Genomic DNA, 20,908 nt, shown 5'->3' on the forward strand with positions numbered 1-20,908 from the left:
GCCCTCCCTGTGGTCAGATCGATCCATCCGCGTGATCCAGGTCTTCGAGTCTTCCGAGGTGCGCGGGGTCGCCGGGCTCCGCCCGGCGCGGCCCGTCGCCGATCCACGACAGCAGCGGCCCGCTCATGGCCGTGGTGATCAGGGCCATGAGGACGAGGATGACGAAGAGCCGCTGGTGGATGATCCCGGCCGTCAGGCCCACGTTGAGGGCGATGAGCTCGGTCAGCCCCCGCGTGTTCAGCAGCGCCGCGACGGTCGCGGCCTGCCTCGGCGGGAACCGGGCCAGCCGGGACGCGAGGTAGGCGGGGCCGGCCTTGCCCGCGACGGCGATCAGCAGGATCAGCGCGAACAGCGCCAGGTCGCCCGCGCCCAGCGCGCCGATGTCCAGCGACAGCCCCGTCACCACGAAGAACAGCGGCAGCAGCACCCGTGCCGTGCCGTCCATGGACCGCAGCACGTCGGCGTCCGGCGACCCGCCCGGACGCGGCATGACCAGCCCCGCCAGGAACCCGCCGAACACGGTGTGCAGGCCCAGCGACGCGGTCGCCCAGGCGCAACCCATCATCAGCACCACCGCGATCGGGAGCTGGTCCAGGAAGCGCGAGCCCGTCCGCTCGACCCACCAGCGCAGCACGGGCCGCACCACCAGGAACCCCCCGGCGATCAGGAGCGCGGCCAGCACCACCGTCGTCCACAGCGGACGGTCCGCCGCGCGCGTCGCGTCCGCCACCGCCGCCGCCAGCACCACCCAGACCAGCAGATCCATGACCCCGGCCGCCGTCACCGCCAACTGCCCGGGGGCGGTGCCCGCGATGCCGCGCTCGCGGACGATCGCGGCCAGCACCGGCAGCGCCGTCACCGAGACCGACACCGCCACGAACAGCACGAACGAGCGGCTGTCCACGTTCGGCTCGCCGACGTCGCGGAACATCGACGGGACCGCCAGCACCGCGCCCGCGCCCAGCGCCATCGGGACCAGCAGGCACCCGAGCACCACCGCCGGCACGGCCCGGCCCTGCCCGCGCAGCAGCCGGAAGTCCATCTCGTAGCCGACCACGAACATGAAGATCACGACGGCGACCTGGGCCAGGACCGCGAGGTAGGACAGGATCGTCTTCGGGAACAGCTGGTCGGCCAGGTCGAAGGGCAGCCGGCCCAGGAACACCGGGCCGAGCAGGATCCCGGTCAGGAGCTGCCCGATGACCGCGGGCTGGCCGAACCGCCGGGCGATCGCGTTCAGCGCCGAGGACACCAGCATGATCACGGCGACCACGCCGACGACGTGCGCGGCGATCTCGTCAAGGCTCATCAGGGGACTCCACTCACCGAGCGGGGGCGAACGGGCGGTGCCACTGCCGGGCGGCCGTTCAGGCGCCCATGGCCCGCCTGAGGCTCAGCGGCCTCATGTCGGTCCAGTGCGTCTCGATGTAGGCGAGGCACTCGTCCTTGCCCGCGGGCCCGTGCAGAGCGCGCCAGCCCGCCGGAACCGCCCTGCCGTCCGGCCAGATCGAGTACTGCTCCTCGTCGTTGACGACGACGAGATGAAGCTCGGGTGCCACGTCGGTCATGCGCTCGTCTCTCCCTCTGGACACATCACGATCGGTCTTCCGTCTCCCCGCGTCCCGGCCGTCCGGGCCTTCGCCGCCGGTGCCCCGGCTCGGGGTGTCCGCGTTCCCCGCTCTTCCGGGCGTGCCGCAGGACGCCGGACGCGGCGTGGCCGAGCCACACCCCGGCCAGCGCCTGGAGGAGGGCGACGAGCAGGGCGACCGCCAGCGGGACCACCGCGATCCCCGGCAGCCCTGCCAGCGCCGACACCGTCCGGCCCGTCGCGCCGAGCGCGTCACCGCGCAGGAACCGCAGGACGAGCACCGCCGCCCATGCCACCGGCCCCAGCAGGACCGACCACCCGGCGGTCCGGACGAGACCGGCCCGGTACCGTCCCGCCAGGGAGCCCACGACGACGCCCGCCACCAGCGGCAGGTACCACTGCTCGAACCAGGCTCCGGCGGCCACCGCGACGGCTCCCACCGCACCGGCCGCGGACGCCGCGCCCACTCGCGGCGCGCGCCTCGGCTCGGGACGCACCGCGCTCCGCGACACGGGCTCGGAAACCGGTTCGACGCTCATCTCACGCTCCCGGCCGCATGGTCCATGTGGCGCCGCCCGGCGCACCGGCCTGCGCGTCGCCCACCGGGCCCATCGGCAGGTAGCGCTGGGCCCGCCACGCGGGGATCAGGTTCCGGTACCACGGCGACAGCGGATCCTCGCTCTGCCCGCCGGGGTAGATCGCCATCGCGACCGTGCCGGACGCCCCGCCCCAGCGGGTGATCATGCGCCGGCTCGGGCCGAAGTCGGAGGACATGCCGCCGCCCGCGGCGTTCACCGTCCACGGGTCGCCCCCGTCCGGGTAGGGGCCGTAGCCGAGCCCGGCCGCCCCCGTAATGGAGGGGATCTCCCTGCCGTGCAGCCTGCCCCACGTCCAGGCCGACGGGGCGGGCCCCAGCTTTCCGGCCAGCTCGGCGACCGCCCTGGTGAACGACTCCCGCATCACCTGCGGCGCGTCGCGCCGCGCGCCGCCCGGCGGGGTGAAGGCCGCGTTGCCCGGATCGTCCAGGGTCCATTTCTGGAGCGCCTCGCGCAGCGGGATCTGGAGGTGTTCGAGGTTCAGCCCGAACTCGTCGTCGTGCACCGGGACCTTCTTGGCGTCCCACCACGGCTCGAAGACGGCGGGGAGGTAGGTGTCGAAGAACGTCCACCAGATCGAGGCGGCGGCCGAGCCCGCGTCCATCGAGCGGTCCCACCCGGCCAGCAGCCGGCTCGCGGCCCGCTCCCGGTCGTTCAGCGAGGCGCCGTCCAGCGCCTTCAGCAGCGCGGGGACCAGTTGCCCGGCGAGCCCGTCGGTCACATCGTTCTGGAGGACGGCGGAGTCGGCCGCGGTCGTGGCCGGGTGCCGGCGCAGGGAGTCCAGGATGACCGCCTGCCGGTGCCCGGGGTCGAAGTTCGCCGAGGTCCCGATGTAGTACGGGTAGTCGTCGCCCACCGGCCGCTGGTTGGTCGAGGCGATCACATGGCCCTTCGGGTCGACGACCTGCGGCACCGCGTCGATCGGGACGGTCCCGGTGATCTCCTCGGAGCCGGTGCCCGACATCGGGAACCACGGCCGGGTCCCCTCGGGGAACTGCGGGTAGTAGCCGGGGCTGAGCGCCGCGATCGTGCCCTGGTCATCGGCGTAGACGAAGTTCATCGCCGGGGCCCGCCAGCTCTTCAGCGCGGCGCGGAACCCGGCGTGGTCGCGCGCCCGGTTGACCCCGAGGATCGCGGTCAGGTCGTCGGACCGGTAGTTGCCCATCCAGGTGACCGACACGGTCTGCCCCTTCAGGGTCATGACCGGGCCGTGCACGGTCCGGTCGACGTCCAGCCGGACGGACCCCGACCCGCGCACGGGGATGGTGTGGCGGTCCGTCTCCATCCGCCGCCAGGCGCCCCTCCAGTAGTAGGAGCCGGGACGGGCGGGCGAGGTCTGCTCCTTGTAGAAGAACGTCGCCTGGTTCGAGGCGTTGGTGAGCGACCAGGAGATGTGCTCGTTGCGTCCCAGGACGACGGCGGGCAGGCCCGGCAGGGTCCCGCCCGACACCCGGTACCCGGGCGAGCGCAGGGACACCTCGAACCAGGACGAGGGCAGGGTCAGCGCGGTGTGCGGGTCGCCCGCCAGCATGCTGCGGCCGCCGCCCGCCGCCGGACCGTTGACGGCCCACGCGTTGCTGTTGAACCGCTGCTGGCTCCCCCCGAACGGGATTCCGCGCAGGTCCTTCAGGATCGCCGCCGCCGCGGGCGCGGACGAGGCCGCGGGGGCGGCGGGCACGGGTGCGGGGGCGGGGGCCGCCGGCGCCCCCTCGGGCCGCGCGGCGTTGAAGTTCGGCGAGGGCATCGGCTCGGGCGGCAGGGCGCGGTACGGGCCGGGCGCGAACGGCTGCGAGCGCGTGACGGCCCGTTCCGGGAACCACCGCATCGTCAGGTCCTCGCCCAGCGACCCGCGCAGCAACTCGTAGGTGAGCGGCGAGGTGCTGAAGTCCATCTGCTGGTTGAAGATCTTCTGCACCACCAGGCTGTCCACCGGCGTCCAGCGCGCCGGGCGCACCCCGGTCAGCCCGTAGATCACCGGCCACTGCCCGGTCCGCTCCAGCCGCTCCAGCCAGGCGTTCACGCCCCGGGCGTAGGAGAGCAGCGCCCGGCCCGCCGCGCCGTCGCGGCGGGTCGCCGCCCACTCGGCCTCCGCGCTGCGCAGCAGGCCGAGCCGCAGTTCGAGCCTGTCGGTGTCGAGCGCGGCGGCGCCGTTCAGCTCCGCCAGGCGCCCCCGGCCGGCGCGGCGCTCCAGGTCCATCTGGACGAGCCGGAAGCGCGCCGTGACGTACCCCTGGACGAGGAACAGGTCGGCGTCGGTCGCCGCGTCGATCGAGGCCAGCCCTTCGGCGGTGAACGACACCTTCGCCGGGCGGCTCAGCCCGGGGAGCCGCAGGGTCTCGTCCCGGGTGGCGGGGTCCGCGGCGGCGGACGCCCACACGCCCCCGCCGGGGACGAGGGCCCGGCCCAGCGCCGGGACCGGGCCGTAGCCCGCCCCGAGCACCAGGACGACCGCCAGCGCGGTGACGACGGCGCCCGACAGGTTCGCGATCCGGCGGGCCCAAGCGGCCATGGTGCTCCTTGTCCGATGCCGTCGTGCGCGGGTGGACGATCTGTTCCGCAGCCTGGCACCGGTCGTCCGGGATCGTGAGTCAGGAGAGTCCCGCACACCGCTCAAGACGGCCCGCCCTCGGACGAGCCCGCAGAGTCAGGGCCTTGCCGGTCTCCGGCGAGCAGGGCCTCGACCTCCTGGTCGGACAGGCCGGACATCCACTCCAGTACCGCGTCGACCTCCGCACCGCCCGCCTGGGCGAGCTGGCGCGACTGCACCAGCCCGGCCAGGCGCTCGATGGTCAGCGGCGCGCCGCCGAGCAGCTCCCCGACCGGGATCTCCACGCCGAACGCCGCGCGGACCCGCACCATGGCCCGGGTCGCCAGCAGCGAGTGCCCGCCGAGCAGGAAGAAGTCGTCGGCGACCGACGGGTCGGCGATCCCGAGCACCTCGCTCCAGATCGCCGCCAGCCGCCGTTCGACCGCGTCGCGCGGCGCCGTCCGCGACACCGCGGCGGGACGGTGCGTCCCGGCGCCCGGCCCCGGATCGGGCAGCGCGGCGCGGTCCAGCTTGCCGTGCGGGCCCACCGGCAGCGCGTCCAGCGGGCTGATCACGTCCGGCACCATCCCCGCGGGGAGCCGCTCCCGCAGGAAGTCCCGCAGCGCGCCGGGGTCCGGCGGGACCGGGCCGGCCGCCACCGCCCACGCCACCAGCCGCAGCCCGCCCTGGGGGGCGGGGCGCGCCTCCACGACGGAGATCTCGACCGAGGGGTGCCGGTTCAGCGCCGTCTCGATCTCGGCCGGCTCCACCCGCTGCCCGCGGATCTTGAGCTGCCGGTCGGCGCGCCCCAGGTACTCCAGGCTCCCGCCGGGGAGGTACCGGGCGCGGTCCCCCGTCCGGTAGAGGCGCGCGCCGGGCGTGAACGGGTCGGGGACGAACCGCTCGGCGGTCAGGGCCGGGCGGCCGAGGTAGCCGCGCGCCGCGGCGAGCCCGCCGATGTGCAGTTCCCCGGCGGCCAGCGGCGGCGCGATCCGGCCCGCCGCGTCCAGCACGTACAGCCTGGCGCCCGCGATCGGCCGGCCGATCGGTATCCGCGTCCCGCGGATCTGCGCCTCCCCGACCGGCTGGGCCGTGACGTCGATCGCCGCCTCGGTCGGCCCGTAGAGGTTGTGCAGCTCGACGCCGGGCAGCAGTTCCCCGAACCTCGCGGCAAGAGCCGGCGGTAGTTCCTCACCGCTGCACACCACCCGCCGCAGTACCCGCGCACACCTCTCGACCTCGGGTTCCTCCAGGAACGCGTGCAGCATCGACGGCACGAAATGGCAGGTGGAGATCCCGTGGCGGACGATCAGGTCGGCGAGGTAGTAGGGGTCGCGGTGCCCCTCCGGCCGGGCCAGCACCACCGTGCCGCCCGCCACCAGCGGCCACAGCAGCTCCCAGCCCGCCACGTCGAAGCTCACCGGCGTCTTGTGCAGGACGGCCTCGCCCGGTTCCAGCCCGTACTGCCGCTGCATCCAGGCCAGCCGGTTGGCCAGCGCGGCGTGCGAGGTCATCACCGCCTTCGGGACGCCCGTCGAGCCCGAGGTGTGCAGGACGTTGGCGAGATGCCCCGGCAGGACGCCCGGGTCGGGGGTCGGCGCATCGGCGCCGCCGGCCGCGGACGGCACCGCCAGGACCACCGGGGCCGGGGATTCACCGGACAGACCCGACAGCACCGTCCGCGCCGTCTCCGCGGAGCCGATCAGCACGCGTGCTCCCGCCCCGGTCAGCTGCCGGGCGAGCCTGGGGGGCGGGTGCGACGGGTCCAGCGGCAGGTAGGCGCCGCCCGCCGCCAGCACCCCGCAGACCGCCACGACCAGCTCGGGCGAGCGCGGCAGGCACACCGCGACGGGCTGGTCCGGGACGACCCCGAGAGCGGTGAGGCGGCCCGCGAGCGTCCGTGCGCGCGCGTCGAGCGCGCGGTAGTCGAGCGCGCCGCCGTCCCAGGCCACGGCGGTCGTGCCGGGGCGGGCGGCGGCGGCCCGCGCGATGAGCCCGTGGACCAGGCCGTCCGCCAGAACGGGGGGACCGCCGTCCGCGACGGTGTGCGCCAGCCGGTCCGCCTCGCCGCCCGAGAGCAGCGGCAGGTCGCGGACCGGGGCGGCGGGACGGTCCAGCGCGGCGCCGAGCAGGGTCGGCAGGCCGTCGAGGAGGCTCCGGACGGTCGCCTCGTCGAACAGGTCCGCCGCGTACACGGCGTGGCCGGTCAGCGAGCCGTCGGGCGCGGCGCCCAGGTGCAGCGACAGCTCGAACTGCGCGCCGGGCGCGGGCAGCTCGAACGGCTCGGCCCGCACGCCCGCGGCCTCCCACGGGCCGATCGGGAGGTTCTGGAGCGCCAGCAGGACCCGCACGAGGGGCGCGCGGCTGCCGTCGGGACGCCCGCCGACCGCCCGGACGATCTCGTCGAACGGCCGGCCGGGGCGGCCGTAGGCCGCCAGGCAGCGGGCGCGCACCCGGTCGAGCGCCGAGGCGAAGCCGACGGCGGCCGCGCCGGGCGGCGGGCGCAGGTCGACGCGGATCGGGACGGTGTCGGCGAGCAGCCCGACGACCGCCGCGGCGCCGGGGCGGTCGCGTCCCGACACGGCGGTGCCGACGACCATGTCGTCCTGGCCGCTCCACCGGCCGAGCAGGATTCCGACCGCGGTCATCAGCCCCATGAAGGGGGTGGCGGCACGCTCGGCCGAGGCCGCGCGCAGCCGCTCCACGAGGTCCGCCGGGATCCGGATCGGCACCGACCCGCCGCGCCAGGTCGGCAGCGCCGGGACCGGGCGGTCCGGCGGGAGGTCGACGGGCCGGGCGTCGCCGAGCTGCTCGCGCCAGAACGCGGCGTCGGCGTCGTCGAAGGCCGCGCCCGGGGCGGGCCCCGGGTCCGGGGACCAGGGCGCGGGGTCCGGGGCGCCGCCCTCGGCGGCGCGCCGGTAGGTGTCGCCGAGCCGGCTGAGGAGCAGCCCGAGCGACCAGCCGTCCACGATGATGTGATGCGCGGCGAGCCCCAGCAGCCACTCGTCCGGGGCCGTGCCGAACAGCCGCAGCCGGACGAGGGGACCGGACCCGAGGTCGAAGGGTTCGGCCGCCAGCTCCCGCAGCGCCTCCCGGGCACGGGCCTCCCGCTCGGCAGGCGGTCCCGGCGGCTCGACCACCGGCAGCGGGTAGGGCGCCGGCGGGCGCACCGACAGCCGCGGCAGCCCGTCGTCCCCGGCGGCGAACACCGACCGCAGCGCCGGGGTGTCGGCGATCAGCCGGGTCACGCACTCCTCCAGCAGCGCGACGTCGAGCCGGCCGGTCAGCCTCAGCCCGCCCGCGATGTGGTACGCCCCCGCCGCGCCCATCTGGTCGAGCAGCCACATCCGTTCCTGCGCGGGCGCCGCCCCGGCGGGCAGGCCCCTGGCGGACGGACCCTGTTCGGGCGGGGCCGGTTCGGGCGGGGCCGGTTCGGGCCGGAGGCCGGCCAGCTCCAGCGGCGTCAGGCCGTCCAGCAGCCGGGCGATCGGCACGCTGACGCCGCGGGCCTCTTCCAGGTCGGCGATGAGCCGCGTCGCGCGGAGGGAGTCCAAGCCCTGCGACACGAGCGGCACGTCCGCGATCAGCGCCGCCGGTTCCGTCTCCAGCGCCGCGGCGATCAGCGCGGCCACCTCGCCGGCCATGGGCGCGGGCGCGGCCCCGGACGGCGCCGGAGCCACGGAGGCGAGGTCCCCGGCCAGCCAGCGCGTCCGGCACTCGGTCCGCCGGACCTTCCCGCTGCTGGTCCGGGGAATGGAGCCGAGCTTGACCAGGACGATCTCGTGCGGGGCCAGGCCGTGCTCAGCGGCCACCGCCTCGCGCACCGCGTCCGCCACCGCGGGCGTGTCCGCGGGCTTGAACTTCCGGCGGACCTCGTGGACGAGGACGACCCGCTCCCCGCCGCCGTCGTCCACCGCGAACGCGGCGCCCCGGCCCGGCTGCAGCAGCGGGTGGGCCGCCTCGGCCGTCTGCTCCAGGTCCGCGGGGTCGTGGTTCCGGCCGCGGACGATCATCAGGTCCTTGATCCGGCCCGTGACGTACAGCTCCCCGCCGTGCCGGAACCCCAGGTCGCCGGTGCGCAGGAAGGCCCGCCCCGGATGGCCCTCGGCCTCGGCTCCGAACGCGCGGCGCGTCTCCTCGGGGCGCCGCCAGTAGCCGAGTCCCACGGTCGGTCCCGCGACCCAGAGCTCGCCGACCTCGTCCGGCGGCAGCGGCCGTCCCGAATCGGGATCGACGACGAGCATCAGGTCCTCGTCGTGCGCCCATCCGCAGCCGGTCAGCTCCCGCGCCCGCTCCCCCGGGCCGGCCGCGACGGCCCGGCCCGCGTCCAGCTCGGGCCGCCGCACCTGGACCGAGCCCGGTTCGGCCTCGGGGCTCGCCCCGCCGGAGACGAAGAGCGTGGCCTCGGCCAGCCCGTAGCAGGGGTAGAACGCCGACCGGCGGAACCCGGCGCCGCGGAAGTACCCGGCGAAGGCGTCCAGCGTCGCCGTCCGCACCGGCTCGGCGCCGACCAGGGCGTGCCGCAGCGCCGACAGGTCGAGGGCGTCCCGCTCCTCCGGCCTGGTGCGCCGGACCGCCTCCACGTAGGCGAAGTCGGGGGCGGCGGTGATCGTCGCGCGGGTGCGGCCGAGTTCGCGGAGCCACCGCGACGGCCGGTACATGAACGTGAGCGGCGACAGCAGCGTGCAGGGGAACCCGCTGTGCAGTGGCTGGAGGATGCCGCCGATCAGCCCCATGTCGTGGTACGGCGGCAGCCAGCTCACGCCGCGGCTGCCCGCGTCCAGGTCCAGGGCGCGGGCGATGACCGCCGAGTTGTGCACGAGGTTCCCGTGGCTGACCATGACGCCCTTGGGGGTGCCGGTCGAGCCCGAGGTGTACTGGAGGAACGCCAGGTCCCCCGGCCGGGGCTCGCGTTCCCGCCAGTCCGCGGCGGCCGAGCGGTCCAGGTCGTCGGTCGTCACCAGCGGCGGGGCGATCCCCGGCCCGGTGTCCGCGAGGTCGGTGAGCGTCGCCGTGTCGAGCAGCGCCAGCTCCGCGCCGGAGTCGTCGGCGACGGCCCGCACTCGCTGGAGGCCGCGCGCGCCGACCGGCGGGTAGACGGGGACCGCGACGGCGCCGGCGTAGAGGCAGCCGAAGAAGGCCGTGACGTAGTCCGGGCCCGGCTGGTGCAGGAGCAGCACCCGGCCGCCCTCGGTCCCGCGTTCTTGGACGAGCGCGGCCACCGCCCGCGCGCGGCGGTCGAGCTCGGCGTGGTCCAGCGTCAGGTACTCGCCCTCGTTCAGCGCGAACTCCAGCGCGGGGCGCTCCGGCGTCTCCGCGGCCCTCCGTCGCAGCGTCTCGACGAAGCTGGAGGCGTTCTGCCGTCCGTTCATCGGCCGTCCTCCCCCGGTCCGATCCGCCGCCGTTCGATCCGGGGGATCGGGGCGGACTCCGCCCGGTCCCGGTCCGGCTCGTCCGGGCGCCCGTCCAGGTCCTCGGCCACCGCGGCGATCGTCGGCGCGCGCAGCAGGCCGCCGACCGGGACGTCGCGGCCGAGCAGGACGCGGAGCCGGCCCACGAGCTGGACGGCCAGCAGCGAGTGGCCGCCGAGCGCGAAGAAGTCGTCGTGGACGCCGATCCGGTCGAGGTTCAGGACCTCGCGCCAGACGCGCGCCACGGCGCGTTCGGTGTCGGTGCGCGGGGCGACGTAGCCGGTGGCCAGGGCCGGGCGCAGCCCGTCCGGCGGCGGAAGCGCCGACCGGTCGAGCTTGCCGGTGCGCCCGAGCGGCCAGTCGGCGAGCACCATCAGCGAGGCGGGCACCATGTAGTCGGGCAGCGTGCGGCCCAGGTGGTGGCGCAGCGCCGACACGACCTCCCGCGACCGCGCGGCCCGCCGAGGATCGTTGGCGAACGCCTCCCAGCCGTCACCGGCGGGACGCGGGAAGGCGGCCGGCGCGGGCAGCGGGCGGCCGGGCGAACGGAACTCCAGGTCCAGGACGCCCGGCTCGGCCGTCAGGCGCGGCAGCATCCGGTACCCGGCGTCCCGGCCCGTCTCGGCCAGGGCGGCCGGGTCCGCCGCCGGGCCCGGCTCGGCCTCGCCGATCGCACGCCGCAGGGCCCCGATCGTGTCCGCGGCGCCGGAGCGCATCAGCCGGACCGCGAGAAGGCTCTCCCGCAGCCTGATGTCGGGCACCCCGAGCCAGCCCGGCGACGCCCGCCCTCCGTCGGACGGCGCCGCGGCGGGGCCCGGCCACGGCGTCCACGCGTCTCCGGGCGGCGCGGGGGCGGCGTCCGTCCCCGGCCCGGGGGGCTCGCCCGTCCCCGGCCCGGCGGTCCCGTCCGGTCCCGGTGCCGTGATGACGACGTCGTACCGGAAGCGGGTCAGCTCGTTGCGGTAGGGCGAGGACTTCGCCAGGACCGTGACCGCGTCCGTCCCCGCGACCGCCCCGAACAGCGCGGGGTGCACGACCAGTTCCTCCTCGCGGGCGACCTGCTGCGCGGTCAGCCGCCGCAGGGTGTCCAGGGGGGTGTCGGGCGGCAGCCGGTCCAGCAGGATCGAGCAGTGCAGCTCCTCCAGGAGCAGCAGGTTGCGGACGTCCCCCACGAACAGGTGCCCGCCGGGGCGCAGCACCGAGAGGGCGCCCCGCAGCACCCGCACGAGGTAGCCGACGTCCGGGAAGTACTGCGCGACCGAGTTGACGACGACCGTGTCGAAGCTCCCGGCGGGCCAGCCGGAGAAGTCGTCGGCGGGCCGCCGCTCCAGCTCCACCTCGGCCCCGTCCAGCCCCTCCACCCGCGCCTTCAGCCGGGTGACCGCCTCGGCGGAGATGTCGGTGCCGCGGTAGGACGCGCAGCGCCGGGCCAGCGGGAACAGCAGCAGGCCGGTGCCGCACCCGATCTCCAGCACCCGTGACGGCCCCAGCGCGGCGATCCTGTCGACGGTCTCCTCGACCCACTCCCGCATCTGGTGCTCGGGGATGGGCTCGCCCGTGCCGGAGTCGACCCAGCCCGCGGTGTCGAACGTGGGATCCGCCGGGGCCGCGTCACGGTAGGTCTCGTCGAAGACGGTCCGCCAGCGGTCCACGGCCGGTCCGTCCTCCGCCCGGCCGGACGGCGCCCCGGCGCCCTCCCTGACGCTGACGTAGGCGGCGAGCTGGACGTCGCCCGCCCCGTCCCGGTACGGCATCGCGGCGGCCCGCTGCACGGCGGGATGCGCGGCCAGCGCCGCCTCCACCTCGCCCGGCTCGATGCGCTGCCCGCGGATCTTGACCTGGTGGTCGAGCCGGCCGAGGAAGTCCAGCGTGCCGTCGGGCAGCCACCGGGCCCGGTCCCCCGTGCGGTAGAGCCGCCGCCCGGGGACGAACGGATCGGGGACGAACCGTTCGGCGGTGAGCCCCGGCCCGCCCAGGTAGCCGCGGCACACCGGCGTCCCGCCGATGTGCAGCTCCCCCGGCACGCCCGGCGGCACGGGGCGCATCCGCCCGTCCAGCACGTACAGGCGGGCGCCGGCGATCGGCGCGCCGATCGGCAGCCGTGCGGCCGCACCGGCCCGGACGCCGTCCGGCACCGTCCACGCGGTGACGTCGATCGCCGCTTCGGTCGGCCCGTACAGGTTGTGGAGCCGGGCCCCGGGCAGGACCTCGCGGGCCAGGTCCGCGAGATCGGGCGGCAGCTCCTCGCCGCTGCACACCACCCGCCGCAGCACCCCCTCGCAACCGGGGGCGGACGGATCGTTCAGGAAGACGCGCAGCATCGACGGCACGAAGTGGCAGGTCGTCACGCCGTGCTCGCGGATCAGCCCTGCGATGGCGCCGGGATCGCGGCGGCCGTCGCCGTCCGCCACCACGATCCGCGCGCCCACCGCCAGCGGCCACAGCCACTCCCACCCCGCGACGTCGAACCCGAGGGGCGTCTTGTGCAGGACCGCCTCGTCCGGCTCCAGCCGGTAGGCGTCCTGCATCCACGAGATCCGGTTGGCGACGGCCGCGTGCTCGTTGACGGCGGCCTTGGGGCGCCCGGTCGACCCCGAGGTGTACAGGACGTACGCGGCGTTGCCCGGCAGGACCGGCACGTCCGGCCGGTCGTCGGGGGCATCGCGGACCGACGGGTCGTCCAGGCTCAGGGTGGTCACCGACGGCAGGTCGGGGGCCGTGTCCGGGGACGCGGTGAGCACGAGCCCCACCGAGGCGTCCGCCGCCAGCCGGGCCAGCCGCTCCGGCGGATGGCCGGCGTCCAGCGGGAGGTAGGCGGCCCCCGCCTTGAGCGTCGCGAGCATGGCGACGATGGCGCCCGCCGAACGCGGCACGCAGATCCCCACGACGTCCTCGGGGCCCACGCCCAGCGCGCGCAGCCGGCTGGCCAGGCGGTTCGCCGCGCGCTCCAGGTCCCGGTAGCTCAGCTCGGCGCCGCCGTGGACGACGGCGGGCGCGCCCGGCCGGCGGTCCGCCGACCGTTCGAACAACCGGTGCAGGCAGCCTTCGCCGGCGGCGCCGGACCGGGCCCCGCTCCAGTCGTCCACCACGGTGGCCCGGTCGGCGCGGGACAGGATCCGCAACTCGCCGACCGGGGCGTCCGGCCGGTCCGCGCCGTCCGTGAGGAGGGCGGGCAGGGCGTCGGCCATCCGCTGGACGGCGGACTCGTCGAACAGCTCCCGCGAGTACTCGATCCAGCCCGCCAGCGCGCCGTCCCGGGTCGGCGCGAGTTCCAGCTGGAGCTCGAACTTGGCCGTGCCGGTCTGCAGCGGCAGCACGGTCACTTCCAGGCCGGGCAGCTCCAGGCGGGGGCGGGGGCTGTTGTGCAGCACCAGCATGTGCCGGACGAGCGGCACCCGCGCGCCGGGATCACGTTCGGGCTGGAGGGCCTCCACGATCTGCTCGAACGGCACGTCCTGCCAGGCGTAGCCGTCCATGCAGGCGTCCCTGGCCCGTCCCACCAGCGTCCGGAACGACGGGTCGCCGCCCAGGTCCAGGCGCAGCGGCAGGGTGTTGACGAAGAAGCCGATGAGCGGCTCGATCTCGACGCGGTTGCGGCCGGCGACCGCGCAGCCCACCAGGACGTCGTCGGCCGACCCGCTCCACCGCGACAGCAGCGCGGCGAACGCCGCCGTCAGAACCATGTAGGGCGTCGCCCGCTCCCGGTCGGCGAGCCGCTTGACCGCCCCGACCAGCTCGGGCGGCAAGGTCAGGTGCGCCCAGCCGCCGGCGAAGGACTCGGCCTCCCGGCGGGGCCGGTCGGTCACCAGGTCGAGCGGGGCGGCCCCCGCGAGCCGCTCGGTCCAGTTGCCGAGGAGTCCGGCGTGCGCGGCCTCCCCCAGCCGCTCCCGCTGCCACACCGCGTAGTCCGAATGCTGCACCGCCAACTCGGGCAGCGGTGAGCGCCGCCCCTGGAGGTACGCCGTGTAGAGCGCGCCGAGCTCGGTTATCAGCACGCCCAGCGACCAGCCGTCGGCGGCGATGTGGTGCATCGACAGCTGCAGCATGTGCTCGTCCGGCGCCAGCCGCAGCAGCGCCGCCCGCAGCATCTGGTCGCGCGACAGGTCGAACGGGCGCCGCGACTCCTCGTCCAGCCGCTCCCGCACCGCGCCGTCGCGGCCCGCCCCGGACAGGTGCGACAGGTCCGTCACGGCCATCTCGACGGGCGCCGCGTCACCGACCCGCGCCCACGGCTCGTCCTCGCCGTGGAAGGTGGTGCGCAGCACCTCGTGCCTGCGGACCACCTCGTCCAGGGCCCGCCGCAGCACGCCGGTGTCCAGCGTCCCGCGCAGCCGCGCGATCCCCGTGATGGTGTAGAGGGGCGAGCCGGGCCGCACCCGGTCGAAGAACCAGATCCGCTGCTGCGCCGAGGACAGCTCCGCGTGGGAGGCGTCCGCCGAGCCCGGCAGCGGGACCGCCGACGCGGCCCGGGGGGCCTGCTCGTCCAGAAGCCGGTCCAGCAACCGGCGCCGGTCGGCCGACATCCGCATGTTCATTCGCTCAACCGCCTGCCGACCTGGTCGTCGTCCATGGCGCTCACCTGGAGCATCAGCTCGGCCGTACGGTCGGCGTCCACGCCCGCGCCGGCCGCCGTGGCGCGGAGCTGGACCGCCAGGGCCCGCAAGGTGCCCGCCGCCATGAAGGCCCGGAGGGGGAAGTCCACCCGGAACAGGTCCCGGATCCGCGAGACCACCTGGGTCACCAGCAGCGAATGGCCGCCCAGCTCGAAGAAGTCGTCGGTCGCCCCGACCCGGTCGATCTCCAGCACCTCCGACCACATGCCGGCCAGCACCCGTTCGAGCGGGTCGTCCGGCTCGCGGTAGGCGTCGGCGAGATCGGGACGGACGGCGGCGGGCTCCGGCAGCGCGGACCGGTCGAGCTTCCCGCTGGGAAGCAGCGGGAACCGGTCCATCAGCACGAACGCCGACGGCACCATGTGGTCGGGAAGCCGGTCCAGCAGGAACCGGCGCAGCTCTCCGGTGCTCGGCGGCAGCGGCCCGGTGGTGGTCAGGTAGGCGACCAGGCGCTGGTCCCGTCCCGTCGCCCGCATCAGCACCACGCACCGGTCGACCTGGTCGTGGGCGGCCAGCGACGCCTCGATCTCCCCCGGCTCGATCCGCAGCCCGCGCAGCTTCACCTGGTGGTCGAGGCGGCCGTGGAACTCCAGGTCTCCGCTCGAGCGCCACCGCGCCGCGTCGCCGGTGCGGTAGAGGCGCCCGCCGGGGACCGCCCCGAACGGGTCGGGGACGAACCGCTGCGCGGTCAGCTCCGGCCGCCGCCAGTACCCCCGGCGCACGGCCGCGCCGCCGACGTGCAGCTCGCCGCGCACCCCGACCGGTACCGGCTCGCCGTGGCCGTCCAGCACGTACACGCGCTGATTGGGCAGCGGCCGGCCCCACGGGATGCTTCCCGGTATCGGCTCGGGGCGCCGGATCAGGTGGTAGAGCGTGCAGTACGAGGTCTCGGTCATCCCGGCCAGGTTGAACAGCCGCACCCCCGCGACGAGCTCCTCCAGCCGGTCGGCCAGCGTCGGGGACGGCCGGTCTCCGCCGAGCACGGCCAGCCGCAGCGCGGCGCCCGGCAGGCCGCCGTGCCCGGCGGCGTGGCCGACCAGGAGCTCCAGCAGCGCGGGCGCCGAACTCCACGCCGTCACCCGGGCGTCGATCATCAGGCGCCGCAGCAGCTCGGGGTCGTTGACCTCGATGTCGTCCGGGACGACCACGCACGCGCCCGTCAGCAGCGGCCCGAATATCTCGTACACGGACATGTCGTAGTTGAGCGAGGAGATCGCCAGCATCCGGTCCGACTCGTCCAGGCCCAGCGACTCGTTCAGCCCGGACAGCGTGTTGGCGACGCCGCCGTGCTCGTTGGCCGATCCCTTCGGAACGCCGGTCGAGCCCGAGGTGTAGATCACGTAGGCGAGGGTGCGTTCGGTGGCGAGGTCCGGCGGCGGCCCGTCCGGCTGTCCGCCGGGGTCGTCGCCGGGGTCGTCGCCGGGGTCGTCGACCACCACGAGCCGGGGCCGCCCGGCCTCGTCCCCGTCCTCGTCCTCGCCGGACGGGGTGAACAGACCGCGGCCGGCGATGGCCCGGTCGGTGACGACCACCGGCACCTCGGAGTCGCGGACCATCATCTCGACGCGGCCGCGGGGGTACTCCGGGTCGAGCGGCAGGTAGCCGGCGCCCGCCTTGAGGATCGCCAGCAGCGCGACCACCATGTCCGCCGACTTGGGCAGGCAGACGCCGACGAGCCGCTCGGGTCCGGCGCCCAGCCGCCGCAGCCGGTGCGCCAGCCGGTTCGCCCGCTCGATCAGCTCGCGGTAGCTGAAGGTCGTCGCCCCGCAGGCGACCGCGTCGCGGCCGGGGGTCCGCTCGGCCTGCCGGTCGATCAGGCGGTGCAGGCACCCCGACGTGTCCGCGGCGGACGCGTCGCCGTCGCCCGACAGCTCGTCCAGGATGCGGTCGCGTTCGGCCCCGGACATCAGCGGCAGCCGGTCCGCCGGCAGATCCGGGTCCTCCACGGCCGCCGCCAGCACCCGCAGCCACGCCTCGCCGACGCGTTCGGCGGTGGCGTCCTCGAACAGGTCGGTGCTGAACTCGACCCGGCCGCGCAGGCCCCCGTCCCGGTCCGGGACCAGGTCCAGGACCAGGTCGAACTTGCTGGACCGGCCGCCCAGCGCCAGGTCCAGCTCCGCCACCTCCAGCCCGGCGAGCTCGAGTTCGCCGACCGGGACGTCGCGGAGGGCGAGCATCACCCGCACCAGCGGCACCAGGCCCTGGGACCGCTCGGGACGCAGCGCCTGGACGAGCTTCTCGAACGGCACGTCCTGATTCCCGTACGCGGCGGTGCAGGACTCCCGGACCCGGTCCAGGAGCTCCGCGAACGTCGGGGCGCCCGAGGTGTCCACCCGCATCGCCAGCGTGTTGACGAAGAACCCCACCAGCGGCTCCAGCTCGGGATGTCCGCGTCCCGCGAGCGGAGAGCCGACCACCACGTCCCGCTGCCCGCTCCACCGGGACAGCACCACGGTGAAAGCGGTCATCAGGACCATGTAGGGGGTCGCGGCGGACGCGTCGGCGAGCGCCGTCACCTCCTTCCAGAGCCGCCCCGGCACGGTGAGCGGAACCGACGCGCCCAGCCACGTCCGCTCGCCGATGAGCGGGAAGTCCACGGGGAGCTCGAGCACCGGAGCGCCCGCAAGGCGCCCGCGCCAGTACTCGAGCTGCGCGTCCAGGGGCCCGTCCGCCAGCCAGGCCCGCTGCCACACCGCGTAGTCGGCGTACTGCACCTCCAGCTCCGGCAGCGGTGAGGGCTCGCCGCGCCGGAACGCGTCGTAGAGGACCCCCACCTCGTGCATGAGGACGCCCAGCGACCAGCCGTCGGCGGCGATGTGGTGCAGGCTCAGCACCAGGACGTGGTGGTCGGCGGCCAGCCTCAGCAGCCGGGCGCGCAGCAGGAGGTCGGAGCCGAGGTCGAAGGGGGCGGCGGCCTCGCCGCGGCACGCGTCGGCGACTGCGGCCTCCCGGGCGGCCTCCGGCTCCGCGCTCAGATCCGTGACGGGCAGCGGAACCGGGCGGGCCTCGCCGATGAGCTGCTCGGGCCGTCCGCCCTCGGACGGAAAGGTGGTGCGCAGCGCCTCGTGCCTGCGGACGATCTCGTCGAGCGCCCGCCGGAGCGCCCGCTCGTCCAGGGGTCCGCGCAGGCGCAGCCCCCCCGGCATGACGTAGGCGGTCGAACCCGGATCGGCCTTGTCGAGGAACCACAGCCGCTCCTGCGCGTAGGAGAGCGGGAAGCGCGGGTTCTCGCCCGTGCGCGGCTGCCGCACGGGCCGGCTCGCGGCGGTCCGCCGCCGGGCCAGCTCCATCGTCAGCAGGGCGCGGCGCTCCGCCGAGAGCGCGCCGGCGCGGCCGGCCGAATCGTCCTGGGGCGTGCCGGCGTCAACCATGCGTCACTCCTTGCAGTCGGCCGCCGACCGCGGCGTTGGCGTCGTCGACCAGGGCGGCGAGCACCCGGTCGGCCGATTCCCGGAAGAAGAAATGCCCGCCCGGGAAAGCGCGGGCGGTGTGACCGGCCCGGGTCTGCCGCGCCCACCCCTCCCGCGCCTCCGCCGCGTCGACCGACGCGTCCCCCTCCCCGAGATAGGTGTGGACGGGGCAGTCCAGCGGGGGTTCGTCACCGTGCGCGCGGCCCGCCATCAGCGCCAGGTCGGCACGGATCACCGGGAGGGTCTCGGCGAGGTACCCGCCGTCGGCGAGCAGTTCGTCCGAGGTGCCGCCCCAGGCGCGCAGCAGCGCGGTCAGCTCCTCGTCCGACGCGGCGGCTCCGGCCGGGACGAGCGGACGGTCCGGCGGCTCGCTCGCCGCCGCGACCAGCGCCGCCGACCGCCAGCCCCGTTCGGCGCGCAGGGCGCGGGCCAGGTCCAGCGCGAGGATCGCCCCCATGCTGTGGCCGAACAGGACCACCGGACGGCCGAGCAGCGGGACGATGTCGCGGGCCAGCTCTCCGACCAGCGCTCCGGCGCTGGAGGCCGGCGGCTCGTCCGACCGGGAACCGTGCCCGGGGTACTCCGCAGCCGCCACGCCGAGCGCCGGAGGCAGGCGGTCCCGCCAGCTCCGGAACTGCCGCGCCGCCCCGCCTCCCGGCGGAAGGCAGAGCAGCCACATCCGCACCTCATCGCCCCCGGACCACAGCCGCAACGCGTTCATGAGCCCAGAGTCACCGCGAGTACCGGTGCCGAACAGTCGGGACATTCCCCTACCCGGCGCCCTCTCGGGCCGCGGTCGGGACGTCGTCCTCCGCGTCCGGCCGCGTCACGCCGCGCAGCGACCGGACGGGCCGCAGCGCGAGCGGAAGGGCGGAGACCAGCATCATGGGCGGAACCGCCCACAGCGTCGCGTGCGCCCCGATCCGTTCCACCAGGAGACCGCCGATCAGCGCGCCCACCGGGACGGCGCCGAACGTGATGAGCCGGTAGGCGGCGTTCACCCTGGCGTGCAGGTCCGGCGGGCTGACCAGGTGCCGCAGCGTGGCGCTCACCACGCTGCCGACCCCGGCGCTCGCCGACCCGATGAACAGCCCCGCCGCGCACAGCGCCACCACCGCGGCCCGCGAACCGCCCGCGGCCGGCAGGATCCAGAAGGCGTTCACCCCGGCCGTGACCACCATGAAGATCGTTGACCCGGGCCCGAGCAGGCGGATGAGCAGCGGGGCCGACACCGTGCCGGTGACGCCGCCGATCCCGCCGCACACCAGCACCAGACCGTAGGCGCCGCCCCCGTACCCTCGGTCGCGCACGAGAAGAACCACCAGGGCGACGTTCACGAACTGGGCGCACGCGTTGAACAGGGCCGCGTGGACCGCGATGTTCCGCAGCGGCGCGTACCCGAACACCACCCGGAGCCCGGCCGTCACCTCGGCGCGCAGGTTCCGCCCCTCCTCGCCCCGCTCGGGACGGGTCTCGTCCCGGTAGCGCATCCGCGACAGCGTGCCCGCGCTGAACAGGTAGGAGAGGCCGTCCGCGATCAGCGCGTTCGGCGCGCCCACCAGGGCCGACAGCCAGCCGGCGATCCCCGGCCCCGACGTGCTCCCGACCGCGAGGTTGGCGTTGAGCCTGCTGTTCGCCGAGGCCAGCCGGTCCGTGGGGACCAGTCTCGGCAGCAGCGCCAGCTTCGCGATGTCCGAGGTCACCGTGGCGGCGCCGCCCAGGACGGCGATCACGTAGAGCTGCGCGAGCCCGAGCGCCCCGGCGGCGGCGGCCACCGGCACCGACGTCACCAGGACCGCGCACACCAGGTTCATCGCGATCAGCACCGGCCGCAGGGACCGGTTGTCCAGCCACAGCCCCGCGGGCAGCGGCACCAGCAGGAACGGCAGGGTGTACAGCGCCTGGAGCACACCGACCTGGTCCCCGGAGGCGTGCAGGACGGCCACCGCGGTGAACGGCAGCGCGAAGAGCGTGATCTGCGAGCCGATCTGCGACACCGCGTCGCTCGCCCACAGCCGGAGGAAGTCGCGCTCGTCCTCGGACCGCGTGCCCTCGGACCGCGCCGGTCGGCCCAGCATGAGGCGCCCTCCCCTATCGTCCCCGCGCACACCTGGCGCGGGCGCGGGTCGGGCTCATGCTCGGCCGCCCGCGCGGGCGCGGCCAGTCGGGAGAACTCCCGATGACGCGCGACCATGGCAGGGTTGGACCATGACTCTGCGGATCCAGTCCTTCGACATCGACTGCCGGGACCCCCGCGCGGTGGCCGGCTTCTGGCAGGAGGCGCTCGGCTGGCGGCGCACCCACGAAACGGACGAGGAGATCGTCCTGGAGCCCCCGGCGGGCAGCCCCGAAGACGGCGTCGCCGCCGACCTGGTGTTCCTGCGGGTGCCCGACCCGACCCCCGGCAAGAACCGCCTCCACCTGGACCTGCGTCCCGACGACCAGGAACAGGAGGTCAAGCGCCTCATCACGCTCGGTGCCCGCCGGGTGGACGTCGGACAGTCGTCCGAGGTGACCTGGGTCGTCCTAGCCGACCCCGAGGACAACGAGTTCTGCGTACTGCGCGCACTCCCCACCACCCCCTGACACGCCCGTCCCGGGCGGCCACGTCCCGATCCGGGCGTCCCTTCCTCGACGCCGGACGTGGTCTGAAGTTCAGTCAGCCCTTTCGCGGCAGGACGACACAGGACGCGGAGCGAACGCTCTTGATCACGCAGCCGGCGTCGCAACGGACCTGCCGCCCGCGGGCGCGGCGGGACGTCA

10 protein-coding genes are annotated in these 20,908 nt (G+C 75.6%); 1 reads left to right on the forward strand and 9 read right to left on the reverse strand.

Annotation, left to right across the window (positions count from 1 at the left end):
• Positions 1–13: 13 nt before the first annotated feature.
• The 9 genes from ACA511_RS26195 to ACA511_RS26235 form a co-directional block, all read right to left on the reverse strand.
• The gene (locus ACA511_RS26195; RefSeq protein WP_375027257.1) at positions 14–1,309 is read right to left on the reverse strand and encodes a cation:proton antiporter; all 1,296 of its coding nucleotides are present in this window, start codon (positions 1,307–1,309) and stop codon (positions 14–16) included.
• 58 nt (positions 1,310–1,367) lie between these two features.
• A complete protein-coding gene (locus ACA511_RS26200; RefSeq protein ID WP_375027258.1) occupies positions 1,368–1,568 on the reverse strand; it encodes an MbtH family protein in 201 nt (66 codons plus the stop codon).
• A 25-nt stretch (positions 1,569–1,593) separates the two neighbouring features.
• A complete protein-coding gene (locus ACA511_RS26205) occupies positions 1,594–2,127 on the reverse strand; it encodes a hypothetical protein (protein WP_375027259.1) in 534 nt (177 codons plus the stop codon).
• A gap of 1 nt (position 2,128) precedes the next feature.
• A complete protein-coding gene (locus ACA511_RS26210) occupies positions 2,129–4,693 on the reverse strand; it encodes a penicillin acylase family protein (RefSeq protein ID WP_375027260.1) in 2,565 nt (854 codons plus the stop codon).
• A 101-nt stretch (positions 4,694–4,794) separates the two neighbouring features.
• Positions 4,795–10,083 carry an amino acid adenylation domain-containing protein gene (locus ACA511_RS26215; protein WP_375027261.1) on the reverse strand — a complete coding sequence of 1,763 codons (5,289 nt, stop codon included), beginning with the start codon at positions 10,081–10,083 and terminating at the stop codon, positions 4,795–4,797.
• Positions 10,080–14,657: an amino acid adenylation domain-containing protein gene (locus ACA511_RS26220; RefSeq protein ID WP_375027262.1), complete on the reverse strand. Its 4,578-nt coding sequence runs from the start codon at positions 14,655–14,657 to the stop codon at positions 10,080–10,082. Before ACA511_RS26220 ends, ACA511_RS26215 begins: the two co-directional genes overlap by 4 nt.
• Positions 14,654–18,106, reverse strand: coding sequence for an amino acid adenylation domain-containing protein (locus ACA511_RS26225; RefSeq protein WP_375027263.1), 3,453 nt, complete (start codon positions 18,104–18,106; stop codon positions 14,654–14,656). Before ACA511_RS26225 ends, ACA511_RS26220 begins: the two co-directional genes overlap by 4 nt.
• Entirely contained in the window at positions 18,099–18,866 is a 768-nt protein-coding gene (locus ACA511_RS26230) for a thioesterase II family protein (RefSeq protein ID WP_375027264.1), read from the reverse strand. Before ACA511_RS26230 ends, ACA511_RS26225 begins: the two co-directional genes overlap by 8 nt.
• 49 nt (positions 18,867–18,915) lie before the next feature.
• Positions 18,916–20,223, reverse strand: coding sequence for an MFS transporter (locus ACA511_RS26235; protein ID WP_375027265.1), 1,308 nt, complete (start codon positions 20,221–20,223; stop codon positions 18,916–18,918).
• Between the two features lie 130 nt (positions 20,224–20,353).
• Here ACA511_RS26235 and ACA511_RS26240 point away from each other — a divergent pair, with 130 nt between their 5' ends.
• Positions 20,354–20,731, forward strand: a complete 378-nt coding sequence (locus ACA511_RS26240) for a VOC family protein (RefSeq protein ID WP_375027266.1) — start codon at positions 20,354–20,356, stop codon at positions 20,729–20,731.
• The last annotated feature ends 177 nt before the right edge of the window (positions 20,732–20,908 follow it).

Source organism: Actinomadura sp. GTD37, assembly GCF_041951365.1.
Classification (GTDB): Bacteria; Actinomycetota; Actinomycetes; order Streptosporangiales; family Streptosporangiaceae; genus Spirillospora.